This window comes from Pseudomonas sp. CFBP13509 (genome assembly GCF_005233485.1).
Taxonomy (GTDB): Bacteria; Pseudomonadota; Gammaproteobacteria; order Pseudomonadales; family Pseudomonadaceae; genus Aquipseudomonas; species Aquipseudomonas marginalis.
The window spans coordinates 109,177-125,521 of record NZ_QGAA01000014.1 but is presented as its reverse complement, the minus strand read 5'-3'; the positions used below and the strand labels follow the sequence as shown (position 1 = coordinate 125,521).

15 protein-coding genes are annotated in these 16,345 nt (G+C 61.9%); 6 read left to right on the top strand and 9 right to left on the bottom strand.

Going from position 1 to position 16,345, the window contains the following annotated elements; translation table 11 throughout:
* Positions 1 to 213: 213 nt before the first annotated feature.
* From PspCFBP13509_RS22430 to PspCFBP13509_RS22420, 3 genes are read left to right on the top strand one after another with little or no spacing between them, the layout of a single operon-like run.
* A complete protein-coding gene (locus PspCFBP13509_RS22430) occupies positions 214 to 1,806 on the top strand; it encodes an ABC transporter permease (RefSeq protein ID WP_137212716.1) in 1,593 nt (530 codons plus the stop codon).
* Positions 1,803 to 2,618, top strand: a complete 816-nt coding sequence (locus tag PspCFBP13509_RS22425; RefSeq protein ID WP_065926330.1) for an ABC transporter ATP-binding protein — start codon at positions 1,803 to 1,805, stop codon at positions 2,616 to 2,618. The genes PspCFBP13509_RS22430 and PspCFBP13509_RS22425 overlap by 4 nt, the downstream gene beginning before the upstream one ends.
* A 29-nt stretch (positions 2,619 to 2,647) precedes the next feature.
* A complete protein-coding gene (locus tag PspCFBP13509_RS22420) occupies positions 2,648 to 4,258 on the top strand; it encodes an arylsulfatase (protein WP_065926329.1) in 1,611 nt (536 codons plus the stop codon).
* On the opposite strand, the gene PspCFBP13509_RS22415 is transcribed toward PspCFBP13509_RS22420, so the two are convergent.
* Complete coding sequence (locus tag PspCFBP13509_RS22415) at positions 4,230 to 5,309, bottom strand: fatty acid desaturase (protein WP_137212715.1); 1,080 nt, start codon at positions 5,307 to 5,309, stop codon at positions 4,230 to 4,232. The genes PspCFBP13509_RS22420 and PspCFBP13509_RS22415 overlap by 29 nt on opposite strands.
* A 101-nt stretch (positions 5,310 to 5,410) precedes the next feature.
* On the opposite strand from PspCFBP13509_RS22415, the gene PspCFBP13509_RS22410 reads away from it, so the two are divergent.
* Positions 5,411 to 6,415 (top strand): AraC family transcriptional regulator, encoded by a 1,005-nt coding sequence (locus PspCFBP13509_RS22410; protein WP_137212714.1) that lies wholly within the window; start codon positions 5,411 to 5,413, stop codon positions 6,413 to 6,415.
* A gap of 365 nt (positions 6,416 to 6,780) precedes the next feature.
* On the opposite strand, the gene PspCFBP13509_RS22405 is transcribed toward PspCFBP13509_RS22410, so the two are convergent.
* Together PspCFBP13509_RS22405 and PspCFBP13509_RS22400 are read right to left on the bottom strand one after the other, a co-directional pair.
* A complete protein-coding gene (locus PspCFBP13509_RS22405) occupies positions 6,781 to 7,146 on the bottom strand; it encodes a response regulator (RefSeq protein WP_065926326.1) in 366 nt (121 codons plus the stop codon).
* Positions 7,147 to 7,184: 38 nt separating this feature from the next.
* Positions 7,185 to 7,871: a Crp/Fnr family transcriptional regulator gene (locus PspCFBP13509_RS22400; RefSeq protein ID WP_065948537.1), complete on the bottom strand. Its 687-nt coding sequence runs from the start codon at positions 7,869 to 7,871 to the stop codon at positions 7,185 to 7,187.
* An 83-nt stretch (positions 7,872 to 7,954) separates the two neighbouring features.
* On the opposite strand from PspCFBP13509_RS22400, the gene PspCFBP13509_RS22395 reads away from it, so the two are divergent.
* Positions 7,955 to 8,482, top strand: coding sequence for an Mpo1 family 2-hydroxy fatty acid dioxygenase (locus PspCFBP13509_RS22395; protein ID WP_137212713.1), 528 nt, complete (start codon positions 7,955 to 7,957; stop codon positions 8,480 to 8,482).
* 126 nt (positions 8,483 to 8,608) lie between these two features.
* On the opposite strand, the gene PspCFBP13509_RS22390 is transcribed toward PspCFBP13509_RS22395, so the two are convergent.
* The 6 genes from PspCFBP13509_RS22390 to dibA form a co-directional block, all read right to left on the bottom strand.
* Positions 8,609 to 9,589: a sulfate/molybdate ABC transporter ATP-binding protein gene (locus PspCFBP13509_RS22390; protein WP_065948539.1), complete on the bottom strand. Its 981-nt coding sequence runs from the start codon at positions 9,587 to 9,589 to the stop codon at positions 8,609 to 8,611.
* A 3-nt stretch (positions 9,590 to 9,592) separates the two neighbouring features.
* Positions 9,593 to 10,465 (bottom strand): sulfate ABC transporter permease subunit CysW, encoded by an 873-nt coding sequence (gene cysW / locus PspCFBP13509_RS22385; protein ID WP_065926322.1) that lies wholly within the window; start codon positions 10,463 to 10,465, stop codon positions 9,593 to 9,595.
* Between the two features lie 13 nt (positions 10,466 to 10,478).
* A complete protein-coding gene (cysT, locus tag PspCFBP13509_RS22380) occupies positions 10,479 to 11,297 on the bottom strand; it encodes a sulfate ABC transporter permease subunit CysT (RefSeq protein WP_027607868.1) in 819 nt (272 codons plus the stop codon).
* A 140-nt stretch (positions 11,298 to 11,437) separates the two neighbouring features.
* Positions 11,438 to 12,448 (bottom strand): sulfate ABC transporter substrate-binding protein, encoded by a 1,011-nt coding sequence (locus tag PspCFBP13509_RS22375; protein WP_053137687.1) that lies wholly within the window; start codon positions 12,446 to 12,448, stop codon positions 11,438 to 11,440.
* A 66-nt stretch (positions 12,449 to 12,514) separates the two neighbouring features.
* Complete coding sequence (gene oscA, locus PspCFBP13509_RS22370) at positions 12,515 to 12,697, bottom strand: sulfur starvation response protein OscA (protein WP_003170956.1); 183 nt, start codon at positions 12,695 to 12,697, stop codon at positions 12,515 to 12,517.
* Positions 12,698 to 12,995: 298 nt separating this feature from the next.
* Entirely contained in the window at positions 12,996 to 14,906 is a 1,911-nt protein-coding gene (gene dibA / locus PspCFBP13509_RS22365; protein WP_137212712.1) for a phosphodiesterase DibA, read from the bottom strand.
* Between the two features lie 166 nt (positions 14,907 to 15,072).
* On the opposite strand from dibA, the gene desA reads away from it, so the two are divergent.
* Positions 15,073 to 16,257, top strand: coding sequence for a delta-9 fatty acid desaturase DesA (gene desA, locus PspCFBP13509_RS22360; RefSeq protein ID WP_065926320.1), 1,185 nt, complete (start codon positions 15,073 to 15,075; stop codon positions 16,255 to 16,257).
* Positions 16,258 to 16,345: the final 88 nt, after the last annotated feature.

Here is a 16,345-nt window from a genome sequence, read left to right as displayed (position 1 = left end):
ATAAATTCACAATTTAATAGCTTTTAGGACTATGCGAAGGGAAACGCAGGCTCCAGAGGGCTATGCATGAATAGCATCGAAAATATTCTTCGAATGCATTGGATGCGTGCCGGAGCGAGGCTTTAAATGGCTTTTCTTATCCCTCAATCATCTTGATTACGTTTTTATAAGATCGAAATCACATAACGCCCTTGGCGACAACGGAGGTCCTCCATGGCCCGAATCTCACTTTTGAGCCTACCGCTCGCGGCTCCCGGCGCCGCGCCACGTTGGCCGCTGCACAGTGAACGGCTGTTGCCATGGTTGCTGCCGGTGACGCTGTTTGCGCTGTGGTGGCTGGCCAGCCGCAATCACTGGATGAGCGAGCAGATCCTGCCGCCACCGTCGCTGGTGTGGAGCAGCGCCGTGGAACTGGCCGGCGGCGAGCTGTGGAGCCACCTGGCGATCAGCCTGCAACGCCTGTCCTGGGGGTTGCTGGCGGGCATTGGCGCCGGGGCGCTGCTGGGGGCGGTGTTGGGTTTCAGCGCGCGCGCCGAGCGCCTGGTGTTTCCGACGTTCAGCGCGTTGTCGCAGGTACCGACCCTGGCCTGGATTCCACTGTTCATGGTGTTCTTCGGCATTGGCGAAACCCTGAAACTGGTGGTGCTGGTGAAAGCGATCGTGGTGCCCGTCACCCTGCATACCCTGGTGGGCGTGCGCGACGCCCAACCCCAGTTACGCGAAGCCGCCCGCGTGTTGCGCCTGCCCACGCACCTGTTGATCCGGCGCCTGATCCTGCCTGCCGCGCTGCCCGCCTTTATGGCCGGCGTGCGCCTGGCCCTGGCGGCCGGCTGGACCTCGCTGCTGGCGGTGGAGTTGCTGGCCTCCAGCGAAGGCATCGGCTACCTGATGGTGTGGGCGCGCCAGCTGTTCATGCTCGATATCGTCTTCGTGTGCATCGTGGTCATCGGCGTATTCGGCGTGGTGATGGACCGTGGCATTGGCTGCCTGGACCGCAAATGGGTGCACTGGCCCCACCCGGCCACGGCGCAGATTCGTCGCGGCCCGCGCTATCAAGGCTGGCAGCGCCTGCAACCGTGGTTGCTGCCCCTGCTGTTGCTGGCGCTGTGGCAGGTCGCGACGCAACAAGGCTGGGTCGACACGAACATTCTGGTCAGCCCATGGGTGGTGCTGCACACCACCGTCGCCGGGGTGGTGGATGGCAACCTCAGCGGTGCACTGGGCACCAGCCTGGGGCGAAGCCTGGGCGGGTTGCTGCTCGGTGGCGGCCTTGGCTTTGCCATGGGCCTGTGGCTGGGACTGTCACGGCGCAGTGAGCGGGTACTCGGGCCGACCCTGGCCGCCTTGCGCCAGATCGCGATTTTCGCCTGGGTGCCGCTGCTCACTGCCTGGTTTGGCTTGGGTGAGTTGGCCAAATGGGTGTTTATCGCCCTCGCCGCCTTCTTCCCGTTGTTTATCGCCACCCAACGCAGCGTGCTGAATCTGTCGCCACAGCTCAACGAAGCGGTGCAGGTGTTGCGCCTGAACCTGTTCCAACGGCTGCGACGCCTGGTACTGCCAGGCGCCGCAGCCGGCATTTTCGCCGGCCTGCGCCTGAGCCTGATCTACGCCTGGCTGGGCACCATCGGTGCGGAATATTTCATGCCGTCCAACGGCGGTATCGGCAGCCTGATGATCGGCGCCCAACAACTGCTGCGCATGGACCTGATCATGAGCGGCATGCTCCTGGTCGGCCTCACCGGCGCGGCCCTCAACCTGATCGGCCAGCGCATCGAAACCCGCGCCACCCGCTGGAGACACGCATGAACGCACCTATCGTCAGCTTCAACCATGTGGGCAAGACCTTCGACGTCGACGGCTTCGAGCTGGAAGCCATCCGCGAATTCAACCTGGAGATTGCCGAAGGCGAATTCGTCGCGATTGTCGGCTCCAGCGGCTGCGGCAAATCCACCCTGCTGCGTTTGCTGGTGGGGCTCGATACGCAGTTTCGCGGCGAGATCCGCGTCGACGGCAAAGCGGTCAGCGGCATCGGCGGCGAGCGCGGCATCGTGTTCCAGGAGCATCGTCTGTTCCCCTGGCTCACCGTGGCGGAAAATATCGGCCTGGGCCTGGTCAACGAGCCACTGAGCGAAGCAGAGCGCAATCGGCGCATCAGCGATTTTATCGAGCTGGTCGGCCTCACCGACTTCACCCGCGCCTATCCGCACCAACTGTCCGGCGGCATGGCGCAACGGGTGGCGATTGCCCGCGGCCTGGTGGCCAGCCCGCGCATTCTGCTGCTGGACGAACCCTTCGGTGCCCTCGACGCCCTGACCCGCCAGCAGATGCAGGACGAACTCCTGGCGATCCGCGCCCGCGCCAAAATCACCACGGTATTGGTGACCCACGATGTGGAGGAAGCGATTTTCCTCGCCGACCGCGTGGTGGTGATGGAGCCCCGGCCGGGGCGGATCAAGCAGGTCGTCGAGATTGCCCTGCCCCACCCGCGCCAGCGCAGCAGTTTCGAATTCCACCAGCTGCGTGAGGAGTTGCTGCATGAACTGACCAGCGACGGCCATTACCAGCCGCCCGCGCGCGAACAGATCCGCGACCTGCCACTGGCGTTTATCGCCTGCTGAAAAACCGCCTGCTGATGAGGAGTGCCTTGATGCCGCAACGTCCCAATTTTCTCGTGATCCTGGCCGATGACATGGGCTTCTCCGACCTCGGTGCGTTTGGCGGGGAAATTTCCACGCCGCACCTGGACGCTCTGGCGCTGAACGGCCTGCGCCTGACCGACTTCCACACTGCCCCGACGTGCTCGCCTACCCGCTCGATGCTGCTCACCGGCACCGACCACCATATCGCCGGTATCGGCACCATGGCCGAGGCACTGACCCCGGAGCTGATCGGCAAGCCCGGCTACGAGGGCTACTTGAATGACAAGGTGGTGGCACTGCCGGAGCTGCTGCGCGAGGCCGGTTATCAGACACTGATGAGCGGCAAGTGGCACCTGGGCCTGACCGCCGAACTGGCGCCCCACGCCCGCGGTTTCGAGCGTTCGTTCTCGCTGCTGCCGGGGGCGGCCAACCACTACGGCTTCGAACCGACCTATAACGACGACACCCCGGGCCTGCTCAAATCCACCCCGGCGCTGTACATCGAAGACGACCGGTTCGTGGAGCAATTGCCCAAGGACTTCTATTCCTCCGATGCCTTCGGCGACAAGCTGCTGCACTATCTCAAGGAGCGCGACCAGGCCCGGCCGTTCTTCGCCTACCTGCCGTTTTCCGCGCCGCACTGGCCGTTGCAGGCGCCTGCGGACATCGTCGAGAAGTACCGTGGCCGCTACGACGCCGGCCCCGAAGTGCTACGCCTGGAACGCCTGGAAAAACTCAAGGCATTGGGGCTGATCGACGCCAATGTCGAACCCCATCCGTTGATCGAACTGAACACCCAGTGGGCCGCCTTGAGCGACGAACAGCGCCAGGTCTCGGCGCGGGCCATGGAGGTGTATGCGGCGATGGTCGAGCGCATGGACTGGAACATCGGCCGAGTGGTGGATTACCTGCGCCAGCAGGGGCAGTTGGACAATACCTTCATTGTGTTCATGTCCGACAACGGCGCCGAAGGTGCGCTGTTGGAGGCGTTCCCCAAGTTCGGGCCGCAGTTGCTCACCTACCTCAACCAGCATTACGACAACAGCCTGGACAATATCGGCCGCGCCAATTCCTATGTCTGGTATGGCCCGTCATGGGCGCAGGTGGCGACGGCGCCGTCGCGGTTGTTCAAGGCGTTCACCACCGAGGGCGGGATTCGCGTGCCGGCGCTGGTGCACTATCCGCAGTTGTCGCTCAAAGGTCGTATCAGCCATGGTTTCGGCACGGTGATGGACATCACGCCGACCATCCTCGACCTGGCCGGCGTGCGCCATCCGGGCAAACAATGGCGTGGCAAGCCGGTGGCGCCGCTGCGGGGCAAGTCGTGGCTGGGCTTCCTCTCTGGCGAGACCGCCCAGGTGCACGACGACAACACCGTAACCGGCTGGGAACTGTTCGGCCGCCGCGCGATTCGCCAGGGCCAGTGGAAAGCCGTGTACATCCCCGGCCCGGTGGGCCCGGCGACCTGGCAACTGTATGACCTGGGCCAGGATCCCGGCGAAATTCACGACCTGGCCTTGAGTCATCCGGACAAGCTCGCCACGTTGATCGGCCACTGGCAGCAGTACGTCGACGAAACCGGCGTGGTGCTCAGCGCGTCGCCGTTTCAGCCGGATTGAGCCGGGCCTGGGGCGACGCCATGGGCTCAAGCCGATTGGCCCGCGCAAACGTGCCGAAATCATTGAAGCGCACGCCCATCTCGGCCATGACCTTATGTGCCACCTTGGCCGTCATCTGGCGGATGTAGAACGGCTCCTTCACCACAAAATGGTGAATCCCGTGGGTGCTGCCGAAGTTGAAGCAGAACGCCTGCAACGGCCACAGCCACCACGGGTTCAGCACTTGGGTTTGCTGGATCACATTGCCCGGTTCCACATCGCCGTAGTAGTGCATGTTGGAGCTGACAAAGTGCAGGCAAAAGGTGCGCAGCACATTGGGGCCGATGATCACCACGGCGGCGATGTCGATCACCTGCATCATCTGCAAGGTGCCGGTGGACCAGTCGATCGGCGTGCCCAGCAGGCTGGCGATGCCGTTGGCGGCATGGAAGCCGAGGAAGATATACCACGCGCCCCAATGCAGCAGCGCCAAAGGTGCGTAGACCAGCAGCGAGCGCTTGAGGATCTTGAGTTTGTGGCCCCAGGTCTTGGCGCGCAGCATGCGGATAAACGCCGACATCACGTTATCGCCCACCATCAGCAACCGCGCCAGGCCCCAGGGCTCGCCGTTGGTGATCGCACGTTCCTCCATATCGGTCTCGGTGCCGGAGACCTTGTGGTGATTGAGGTGCAGGTGCCGACGGATCCACGGGTTGATGGTACTCGGCCGCGCCAGCCACACCAGGCCCATCATCAGGTTGTGGGCCACGCGCTGTTTACGAAAGTACATGCTGTGGATCAGGTCGTGTTCCAGCTCGTGGGTCAGTGAGGCCAGGAACGCATTGAGCAGCAGGCAGGTCCACCAGGCCATATGACCGCTGATATAGAGCGCCGCCGAGCCCATCATGCCGAGCAAGGCAAAGGCCAGGATACCCGCGCCCAGGGCGTCCTGATGCTGCAACCACGGGTGCCGGCGACGCAAGCGCACGCCTTCGGCGAGCACCACTTCACGGATATGCGCCGAACGCTGTTGCGCGTTCATCTGCTGGGGACTTGCAGAAGTACCGTCCATGCTCCCATCCTCTTATTCATTGAGGGTTACATCCTGCACCAGGGCTTCTTGCAGGACGCTAGCCCCACACGCCAACCTGTTGACTGCAAGCGCCAATCGCCATGACCGAACCGACTTCCCTCGCCAGCTGGACCCGCGCCCTGCGCAAGCAGCTCGATGCCCTGGGCCTCGACAGCGCCGCGCTGTGCGCCCAGGCCGGGCTTGATCCGCAGCAGATGGACGACCCCAACGCGCGTTACCCGCTGTCGGCCACCACGCGCCTGTGGGAACTGGCGGTGCAGGCCAGCGGCGATCCGGCCATCGGGTTGCGGGTGTCGCGGTTTGTCAGCCCGACCACCTTTCATGCGCTGGGTTATGCATTGGTGGCGAGCGGCAGCCTGCGCGAGGTGTTCGAGCGCATCGTGCGGTATCACCAGGTGGTCAGCGATGCCCTGAGCCTGGAACTCAGCGGCGATGGCGAGCGCTACCGCTTTCGCCTGCTGCAACCGCCAGGCAGCCCGGCGCCGGCGCTGGAAGCCATCGATGCGTTTGCCGCGATCTATGTGCGCACGTGCCGCAATCGCCTGGGCCGCGACTATGCGCCGCTGGCGGTTTACCTGCGGCGCCCGCAACCCGCCGACCCCAAGCCCTGGCACACGGTGTTCCGCGCACCGGTGTTTTTCGGCGCCGAGGAAGACCGCCTCGAATTCGCCGCCAGCGCTTTCGACAGCCACCTGGACGACGCCAACCCGGAACTGGCCGAACACAACGAAACCGTGCTCAAACGCACCCTGGCGCAACTGCAACCGCTGACCTGGGAGCGCAAGGTGCGCGCGGCCATCGAGGCGCAACTGCCCGATGGCGAGCCGAGTGCCGAGCGGATTGCCCAGGCGCTGCACTTGAGTTTGCGCAGTTTGCAGCGGCATCTGGCGGATGAGGGGTGTCGGTTTGATGCGTTGCTCAATGAGTGTCGCCAGAACTTGGCGTTGCTCCACTTGCGTGATCCACAGTGTTCATTGGCCGAGGTCAGCCATCTGTTGGGATTTGCCGATACCAGCAGCTTTAACCGGGCGTTCAAGCGCTGGACGGGGATGACGCCGGGGCAGTTTCGGGATGGGTTGCGGTAAGGGGATATGTGGGGAGGCTGAAGGTCTCATCGGGGCATGGGTATCTACACAACTTTTCAGCCCCTGACAAATCTCACTGTGGCGAGCGGGCTTGTCCCGCGCTGGGCTGCGTAGCAGCCCCAAAACCAGCCTCTACAGAGTGTCTGATACACCGCGTTCTTCTTTACTGGGGCTGCTACGCAGCCCAGCGCGGGACAAGCCCGCTCACCACAACAGCCCTATCTGCCGGGCGCTCAGTGTTGAGCCCAAGTTGTGTAGATACCTATGCTCATCGGGGGCAAGCCCCCACATTTGAAATGCGTTCTCCTGTGGGAGGGGGCTTGCTCCCGATGGCAATCTTTCAGGCACTACAGTGACGGGATCAATCAGCGACCCCGATCCCGCCGCAACAGTTTCCTGACCCGCATCACCAACCCCTTGGCCTCAAACGGCTTGAGCAGGTAATCATCCTCATGCAGCTCCAAGCCGCGCAGGCGATCTTCAATCCCGCCCGGCGTGGTCAGGAACAACACCGGCGTCTCACCCTTCTGCCGGATGGCCTGCTGCAGCTTCCAGGCATTCAGGCCAGGCAACATCACATCCAGGATCACCAGGTCGTATTCGGCGCTTTCGACAAAGCGCTGCGCCGCCATGCCGTTGGCCGCGACTTCCACGGTGTAGCCGGCCTCGTTCAATCCCCGGGCCATCCGCTGTGCCTCTTCGGATTCATGTTCCACTAACAGCACACGCATAACACACCTCGATTGATCAGGTTTGCAGGCTAACACCCTCAGGTGTGCGCCGCCTCTCGTAGCCGCTGCGCATCGAGGATTTCGATCTCGCCGTAGCCCAGGCGCACGATGCCCTGGGCTTGCAGGTCCTTGAGCAAGGCATTGGTGGTCTGGCGCGACAGGCTCAACATCGCCGCCAGGTCTTCCTGGGGCAGTTGCAGCACGCGTTTTGAAGGCGCCATGTCGCCGTAGCCCTCAACAATCATCAACAGCCGGTGGGCCAGGCGCACCGAAGCGGGCATCAGGCTGAGCTGTTCGAGGCCGATAAAACTCAGGCGCAGCTTCTGGCTCATCAGCAACGCCAGGTCGCGCCAGTAGCAAGGGGATTGATCGAGGATCTTCAGCAGCGCCTGCTGCGGCACCTGCACCAGCGTGCACGGCCCCGTGGCGCAGGCGTCGTGGGTGCGCGGCAAGCCGTCGAACAGGCAGATCTCGCCGAACCAGTAGGGCGCCCCCACCAGGCTCAACAACGCTTCCTTGCCGTGCTCATTCACCGCACTGACACGCAACGTGCCGTCGAGCACCGCATACAAGCCGCAGGGGGGGTCGCCGCGCTTGAACAGGTATTGACCCGCCGTCAGCTGCCGCAGCCGCGCATGGGCCAGCAGACTATGCTGAAAAGGTACGGGCAGGTGACTGAACCAGTGGCCGACGGCCAACCGGGAGTGCCATTGCGTCGCATCCATGAGAACTCCGAAGATTGTCGCCCAACTGACAGTTAGTCCCAGGCTGACAGGGCATGATCAAACATCCTACAGGAGGAACAACAATGAAAAGCCTCGTCGATCACCTCAGTCAATACGCCGCGTACCACCGCGACCCACGCAATATCGCCAGCCACTTCATCGGCATCCCGCTGATTGTGGTCGCCGTGGCTGTGCTGCTGTCACGCCCCGAATGGGCTGTGGGTGGGCTGTGGCTTTCCCCGGCAGTGATAGTGGCGCTGTTTTCCGCGTGGTTTTACCTGCGGCTTGAACTGGCCCTGGGCGCGCTGATGACGGTGTTGATAGGCTTGTCGGTGTGGGCCGGGCACGTGTTGGCGGCGCAGAGCACGATGGTGTGGCTCAGCAGCGGGGTGGGAATGTTCGTGGTGGGCTGGGTGATTCAGTTTGTCGGGCATTACTACGAAGGCAGGAAGCCGGCGTTTGTGGATGACGTGTCGGGGCTGATTGTGGGGCCGCTGTTTGTGGTGGCGGAGGTGGCGTTTTTGCTGGGGCTGCGCCAGGGTTTGAAGCAGCAGATCGAAGAGCGCTCGGGACCGGTGGTTCGCCGCGATCTGAAGCCGAGACAGATCTGAATGTGGGAGGGGGCTTGCTCCCGATTGCAGTGGGTCAGCAGCAGATAAGCTGGCTGAAACACCGCTATCGGGAGCAAGCCCCCTCCCACATTGAACCTGTTTCACATCGGGTTTTTTGTTTGGGGCTCAGGCTTTTTGCCAGACCTTGGGCTTGAAGAACAAGGTCTCGCCTCGTACCAAACCAGTCAGGCTGTCGTGGTCCTTCACCACTTCGGCTTCGATCAGCTCGCTCTGGCCTTCGACCTTCAAGGTCACCCGCGTGGTCGCGCCCAACGGACGAATATCACGCACTTCGGCCGCGTGATGATCTTCCAGTTCGTGGCGCGACAGCGACACTTCGTGGGGGCGGAACAGCACGTGCCGGTCTTCACCCAGGTGCAGGCGGTTGGAGTCGCCAAGGAAGTGGTAGACGAAATCGCTGGCCGGGTTTTCGTAGACGTCGCCCGGTGAGCCGATCTGCTCGATCACGCCTTTGTTCATCACCACGATGCGGTCGGCGACTTCCATGGCCTCTTCCTGGTCGTGGGTCACGAACACCGAGGTCAGGTTGATGTCTTCGTGCAGGCGCGCCAGCCAGCGGCGCAGTTCCTTACGCACCTTGGCATCGAGGGCGCCGAAGGGTTCATCCAGCAGCAGCACCTTCGGCTCGACCGCCAACGCGCGGGCCAGGGCGATACGCTGGCGCTGGCCGCCGGAGAGTTGTTCCGGGTAACGGTCGGCCAGCCAGTCCAGCTGCACCATGTTCAGCAGTTCATGAACCTTGGCCGCAATCTGGCTTTCGTTCGGGCGCTGGTTCTTCGGCTTCATGCGCAGGCCGAAGGCGACGTTGTCGAACACGGTCATGTGGCGGAACAGCGCGTAGTGCTGGAACACAAAACCGACGTTGCGATCACGCACGTCGTGGCCGGAGACGTCTTCACCGTGGAACACGATGCTGCCGTCATCCGGGGTTTCCAGGCCGGCGATGATGCGCAGCAAGGTGGTCTTGCCGCAGCCGGAAGGCCCAAGCAAGGCCACCAGTTCGCCACTCTGGATATCCAGGTTGATGCTGTCCAGGGCCTTGAAGGCGTTGAAGTTCTTGCTGACGTTACGGACTTCGATCGACATGACTTATTCCTCAGCCGCACTGGCGCGCAGGCGATTAATACGGTTCTCGCTCCACTGCTTGAGCAGCAGGATGAAGAGCGCCAGGATCAGCAGCAGACTCGCCACCGCAAACGCGGCAACGTGGTTGTATTCGTTGTAGAGAATCTCGACGTGCAGCGGCAAGGTGTTGGTCACGCCGCGAATATGGCCGGACACCACCGACACCGCGCCGAACTCCCCCATGGCCCGCGCGGTGCACAGCACCACGCCGTAGATCAGGCCCCATTTGATATTCGGCACGGTGACATGCCAGAACATCTGCCAGCCATTGGCGCCCAGCAGGCGTGCGGCCTCTTCTTCCTGGGTGCCCTGCTCCTGCATCAGCGGGATCAGTTCGCGGGCGACGAACGGCACGGTGACGAAGATGGTCGCCAGTACGATGCCGGGCAAAGCGAACACGATCTGGATGTCATGCTCCTGCAACCAAGGGCCAAACAGGCCCTGGGCGCCGAACATCAGCACGTAGACCAGGCCGGCGATCACCGGGGAGACCGAGAACGGCAGGTCGATCAGCGTCACCAGGATGCTCTTGCCACGGAACGAGTACTTGCTCACGCACCAGGCCGCACTGACGCCGAATACCAGGTTGAGCGGCACCGAAATCAGCACGGCGATCACCGTGAGTTTCAGCGCGGACAACGCGTCCGGTTCAAGGATTGCGGTGAAAAACGCGCCGAGGCCGTTCTTCAAGCCCTGGGATACCACGATAAACAGCGGCAGCAGCAGGAACAGGAAGAACACCAGCCAGCCCAGGCTGATCAGGATGCGCCGGGAAACAGCGCTGCCACGGCGGGCTGCGTTGGCCGAGGATGCCGCGGAAATAGACGATTGGGACATGTTCCGCGCCTCCTTATGGACGTTCGATGCGCCGCTGCAACAAGTTGATCAGCAGCAGCAGGACAAAGGAAACCACCAGCATCAGTACGCCAATGGAGGTGGCGCCGCGGTAGTCGTACTGGTCGAGCTTGACCATGATCAGCAACGGCAGGATCTCGGTTTTCATCGGCATGTTGCCGGCGATGAAAATCACCGAACCGTACTCACCGACGCCACGGGCAAACGCCAGGGCGAAACCGGTCAGCCAGGCGGGCAGCAGCGCGGGGACGAGGATGTAGCGGAACACCTGCAACGGCTTGGCGCCCAGGCAGGCGGCGGCTTCTTCGATTTCCCGGGGGATATCCGCGAGTACCGGCTGCACCGTGCGCACCACGAACGGCAGGGTCACGAAGGTCAGCGCCAGGGTGATGCCCAAGGGGCTGTAGGCGATCTTGAAGCCCAGGTCGGCGGCGAACTGGCCCACCAGGCCGGTCGGCGTGTACAGCGCAGTCAGGGCAATACCGGCCACGGCGGTGGGCAGGGCGAACGGCAGGTCGATCATCGCATCGATGATCTTGCGGCCGGGGAAGGTGTAGCGCACCAGCACCCAGGCCAGCAGCGTGCCGATCACGCCATTGATCAGGGCGGCGTACAGCGCGGTGCTGAAGCTCAGCTTCAACGCCGCCAGCACACGGGGTGCGGAGATGATGTTCCAGAACTGATCCCAGGTGAGTTGAGCGGCGTGTACGAACATCGCCGCGAGGGGGATGAGTACGATCAGGCTGAGGTACACCACGGTGTAGCCCAGCGTCAGCCCGAAGCCGGGTATGACGGGGGAAATACGACGCGACATAAGAGTCCTTGGTTAAAGGTAGAAACCACTGTAGGAGCGAGCTTGCTCGCGAAGACCTCAAGGGCACCGCGCTCATTCAGAATGCCCGCGTCATCGTTGACGATCTTCGCGAGCAAGCTCGCTCCTACCGGTACTTTGGCTTACTGCGCCGTGTAGATCTGGTCGAACACGCCACCGTCGTTAAAGAATTTCGGCTGGGCAGTTTTCCAGCCGCCGAAGTCTTTGTCGATAGTCACCAGGTCCAGTTTCGGGAACTGCTGGGCGTATTTGGCGGCCACTTTTGCATCCCGTGGGCGGTAGAAGTTCTTCGCCGCAATCTCCTGGCCAGCCGGGCTGTACAGGTGCTTGAGGTATTCAGTGGCGATCTCGGTGTTGCCCTTTTTCTCGGCGTTCTTGTCGACCACGGCCACCGGCGGCTCCGCAAGGATCGACAGGGACGGCACCACGATGTCGAACTTGTCGGCGCCGCCGTCTTCTTTCAGGGCCAGGAACGCCTCGTTTTCCCAGGCCAGCAACACGTCGCCCTGACCGTTGTTGACGAAGGTAATGGTCGAACCGCGCGCGCCGGTGTCGAGGATCGGCACGTGCTTGAACAGCTCCTTGACGTATTCCTGGGCCTTGGCTTCGCTGCCACCGGATTTCAGGCCGTAGGCCCAGGCGGCAAGGAAGTTCCAGCGCGCACCGCCGGAGGTTTTCGGGTTAGGCGTGATCACGGAAACGTCTTTCTTGATCAGGTCGCCCCAATCCTTGATGCCTTTAGGGTTGCCCTTGCGCACCAGGAACACGATGGTCGAGGTGTATGGGGTGCTGGCGTCCGGCAGGCGGGTCTGCCAGTTTTCCGGCAGGGTCTTGCCCAGCTTGGCGATTTCGTCGATGTCACCGGCCAGGGCCAGGGTCACCACGTCGGCGCGCAGGCCGTCGATCACTGCCCGGCCTTGCTTGCCCGAACCACCGTGGGATTGCTGGATCTTGACGTTATCGCCGGGGTGGGACTGTTTCCAGAAGTTGGTGAACTCAGCGTTGTAGTCCTGGTACAGCTCACGGGTAGGATCGTACGAGACGTTGAGCAACTCGTAGTCCTTGGCAACGGCGGAACCGGCAAACACGGCGCTGGCCAGGGCGGCCAGGGCATAACGGCGAATCGACGACATAGAAGCTCCTGAAAATTCTGGGTGTTGGCTTTTTCTTATAGTGACGGGGTCTATCGCCGTTATTGCTTAGCTCGGTTTGTTACCCGGGTTCTGCAAACGGAATTTTTCCTTGCGTTCGATCTGTACCACTTGAGCGTTGTGCACAGTGATTTCCACCGCGCCAAACCGCAGATCGCGCAAGGCGCTCTGGATCTCGCGCAAAATGGCTGCTTCGTCCTGGCCGTCGACGCTACGTAGAGATGCGCTCATGGTCTCGCTCCTGAAATGAATAGTGCCTCGCAGTGGCGGCACTGCTTGCGGCGTAGGGCGATAGTAGATAAGCGCGGATATTCTTAAAAATACTATTTAAGAATGTTTATATAACCAGAAAGAATTTTCTGGCAGGACGTGGTGTTGCGCGCTTGTTTTGCGCCCAAGCGCTGAAATAACGCCTTGTGAATATCCAAATGTGGGAGGGGGCTTGCCCCGATGGCGGTCTATCAGTAACAAATGTTCAGACTGGCACACCGCTATCGGGAGCAAGCCCCCTCCCACATTTGAATGCATTTCAAGGCTGGAGAGTGGGTGCGCAGTTCCAATCAATCTCGTCCGCCGGCATCGGCCGCCCAAACCAGTACCCCTGGCCCATATCGCAGTGCTGCTCCAACAAGAACCGCGCCTGCTCCACCTGTTCGATCCCCTCGGCATGCACCTGCATGCCCATGCTTTTCGCCAGGGCGATCACCACCCGCACAATGGCGGCATCGTCTTCGTCCCACGGCAGCCCGGCGACAAAGCCCTGGTCGATCTTGAGTTTCTGCACCGGCAGGCGCTTGAGGCGCAGCAGGGAGGAATAGCCGGTGCCGAAGTCATCGATGGCCAGGCGCAAGCCCAGTTCGCGCAGGCGGTGCAGTTGTTCCAGGGCCACTTCGGGGTCGTCCATCACCGCGCTTTCGGTGACTTCCAACTCCAGGAAGGCCGGATCCAGGCCGGTATCGTGCAGCACCTGGGCGACTTGATCGTAGAGTTCGCGCCGGGCAAACAGGCGGCTGGATACATTGATTGCAATAAAGCTCAGCGGCGTGCCGTCGGCCAGCCATCGGCACATCTGTCGGCAGGCCTGGTCCATCACCCATCCATCGATCTCGGCAATCAACCCGGTGCGTTCGGCGATGGGGATGAAATCACCCGGCGGCACCAGGCCACGCTCGGGGTGTTGCCAGCGCACCAGTGCTTCGACGCCGATCAGGCGGCTGGTGTGCAAGTCGTGCACCGGTTGGTAGTAGACGCGCAACTCCTGCTGTTCGAGGGCGCGGCGCAGTTCGCTGGCGATTTCCACCCGGTTCTGCGCATGGGCGGTGAGTTCTTCGGTGTACAAGGCGTAGCCTTCGCGGCCCACGCTTTTAGCCTTGAAGAGCGCGGAATCGGCGTTGCGCAACAATTGCTCGGCGCTCAGGGCATCATTGGGGAACAGGCTGATGCCAATGCTGGCGCTGATAAACAGCTGATGGCCGTCAAAGATGAACGGCTGCTTCATCACATCCAGCATGCGCTGTGCCAAAGCCGCCGCCTGCACCACCTGTGAGCAGTTTTCCGCGAGCACCGCGAACTCATCCCCGCCCAGGCGCGCCAGGGTCACGCCGGGGCCGAACAGCGCCTTGAGCCGCTCGCCCACCAGCTTGAGCAACTGGTCGCCCACATTATGGCCAAGGCTGTCGTTGATGATCTTGAAGTGATCCAGGTCCAGCAACAGTAGGGCGCAGCCGCGCTTGTGGAGTTGCGCCGAGGCCAGCGCCTGCTCGGCACGGTCGGTGAACAGCAGGCGGTTGGGCAGGTCGGTCAGCGGGTCGTGGTGGGCCAGGTGGGCCAGTTCGTGCTCGGAATCCTTGATGGCGCTGATGTCGGAAAACACCGCGACGTAATGGCTGATATGGCCCAGGTCATCGTGAATCACGCGAATGGTTTGCCACTGTGGATAAATCTCACCGCTTTTGCGCCGATTCCAGATTTCACCGCTCCATTCACCGGTGTGTTCCAGGGTCTGGAACATCTGTTGATAGAAATTCGACGAATGGCGACCGGACTTGAACAGGCTCGGCTGCCGGCCCATGACGTCTTCGCACTGGTAGCCGGTGATTTCCATGAAGGCCCGGTTCACATGCACGATCAGGCCCTTGGCGTCGGTGACCAACACCCCTTCGCGGGTGCAATCGAACACGGCAGCAGCCTGGCGCAGGCGCTCGCGGTTCTCTTTCAAGGGTTGCTGCTGGTCGGCCCGGGCAGATCGGGCACAGATCAGGTAGATCAACCAGGCACTGAGCGCGACCCACACATAACCGCGCACCTGCAACCACCGGTGCAGGTCGGTCGGATTATCGAGAAACTCGATCAATACACGATGAGTGAGGCCTATCCAGACGCTCGAAGCCAGCAGGTATACCAGCCCAGCACGCAGGGCTCCTCGGTATGAAAACAGCATATGCCCAGTAATCCTTACTAAAAGCCCAGAATCGTCCTACAAAGAATGGGGATTATAGGATATGTAACATCTCGTAAGTCTTATCTGAAAGGGCCGCTGGTTTTCTCTGTAGGCTTAGTGATAATGCGTGTGCTGTTCTTTTCTTTATCTGAGGGCCATACAGCCTATGTGGTACAACGGTTTTCTTGACTTGTCGGCCTGGCAACTGGTGGCAGTCACCCTGTTGATGACCCACGTGACCATCGTTGGGGTCACGGTCTATCTGCACCGCTATTCAGCCCATCGCTCCCTGGAGCTCAATGCCGGCCTGAAACACTTCTTCCGCTTCTGGCTGTGGCTGACCACGGCGCAGAACACCCGCGAGTGGACCGCCATCCACCGCAAGCACCACGCCAAGTGCGAGACCGTCGACGACCCGCACAGCCCGGTGATCAAGGGCCTGTCCACCGTATTGCGCAAAGGCGCCGAGCTGTACCGTGCCGAGGCCGAAAACCCCGAGACCCTGCGCATCTACGGCAAGAACTGCCCGGACGACTGGATCGAGCGCAAGATCTACACTCCTTATCCGCTGCTGGGTGTGGCGATCATGGGCGTGATCGACCTGCTGCTGTTCGGCGCCATCGGCATCACCATCTGGGCAATCCAGATGATGTGGATTCCGTTCTGGGCCGCCGGCGTGATCAACGGCCTGGGCCACGCCGTGGGCTACCGCAACTTCGAATGCCGTGACGCCGCCACCAACCTGGTGCCGTGGGGCATCATCGTCGGCGGCGAAGAGCTGCACAACAATCACCACACCTACCCCAACTCGGCCAAGCTGTCGGTGAAGAAGTGGGAATTCGACCTGGGCTGGGCATGGATCAAGGTGTTCAGCTTCCTGCGCCTGGCCAAGGTGCAGCGCGTGGCACCGATTGCCCACCGCGTGGAAGGCAAGGGTCACCTGGACATGGACACCGCCATGGCGATCCTCAACAACCGCTTCCAGATCATGGCCCAGTACCGCAAGTTGGTGATCGGCCCGTTGGTCAAGCAGGAGCTGGAAAAAGTCGATCACTCGGTGCGCCACCAGTTCCACCGCGCCAAACGCCTGTTGTCGCGGGAAACCAGCCTGCTGGATGACCGCCACCACCTGCGTATCCAGAGCATGCTGGAACACAGCCAGGCGCTGAAAGTGATCTACGAAAAACGCCTGGCGCTGCAGCAGATCTGGCTCAAGACCAGCTCCAACGGCCACGACATGCTCGCCGCCATCAAGGAATGGGTGCACGAGGCCGAGGCCAGCGGCATCCAGTCCCTGCGGGATTTTGCCCACCAATTGAAGACCTATTCGCTGCGTCCTGCGGCGGTCTGACAGTCGCGTGGGAGGGCTTGCCCTCCCACCCATCAGCTTTTTGGCGCCATTTCTCGGACACCGTCAATCGAGCCTGTTGACGGAACTT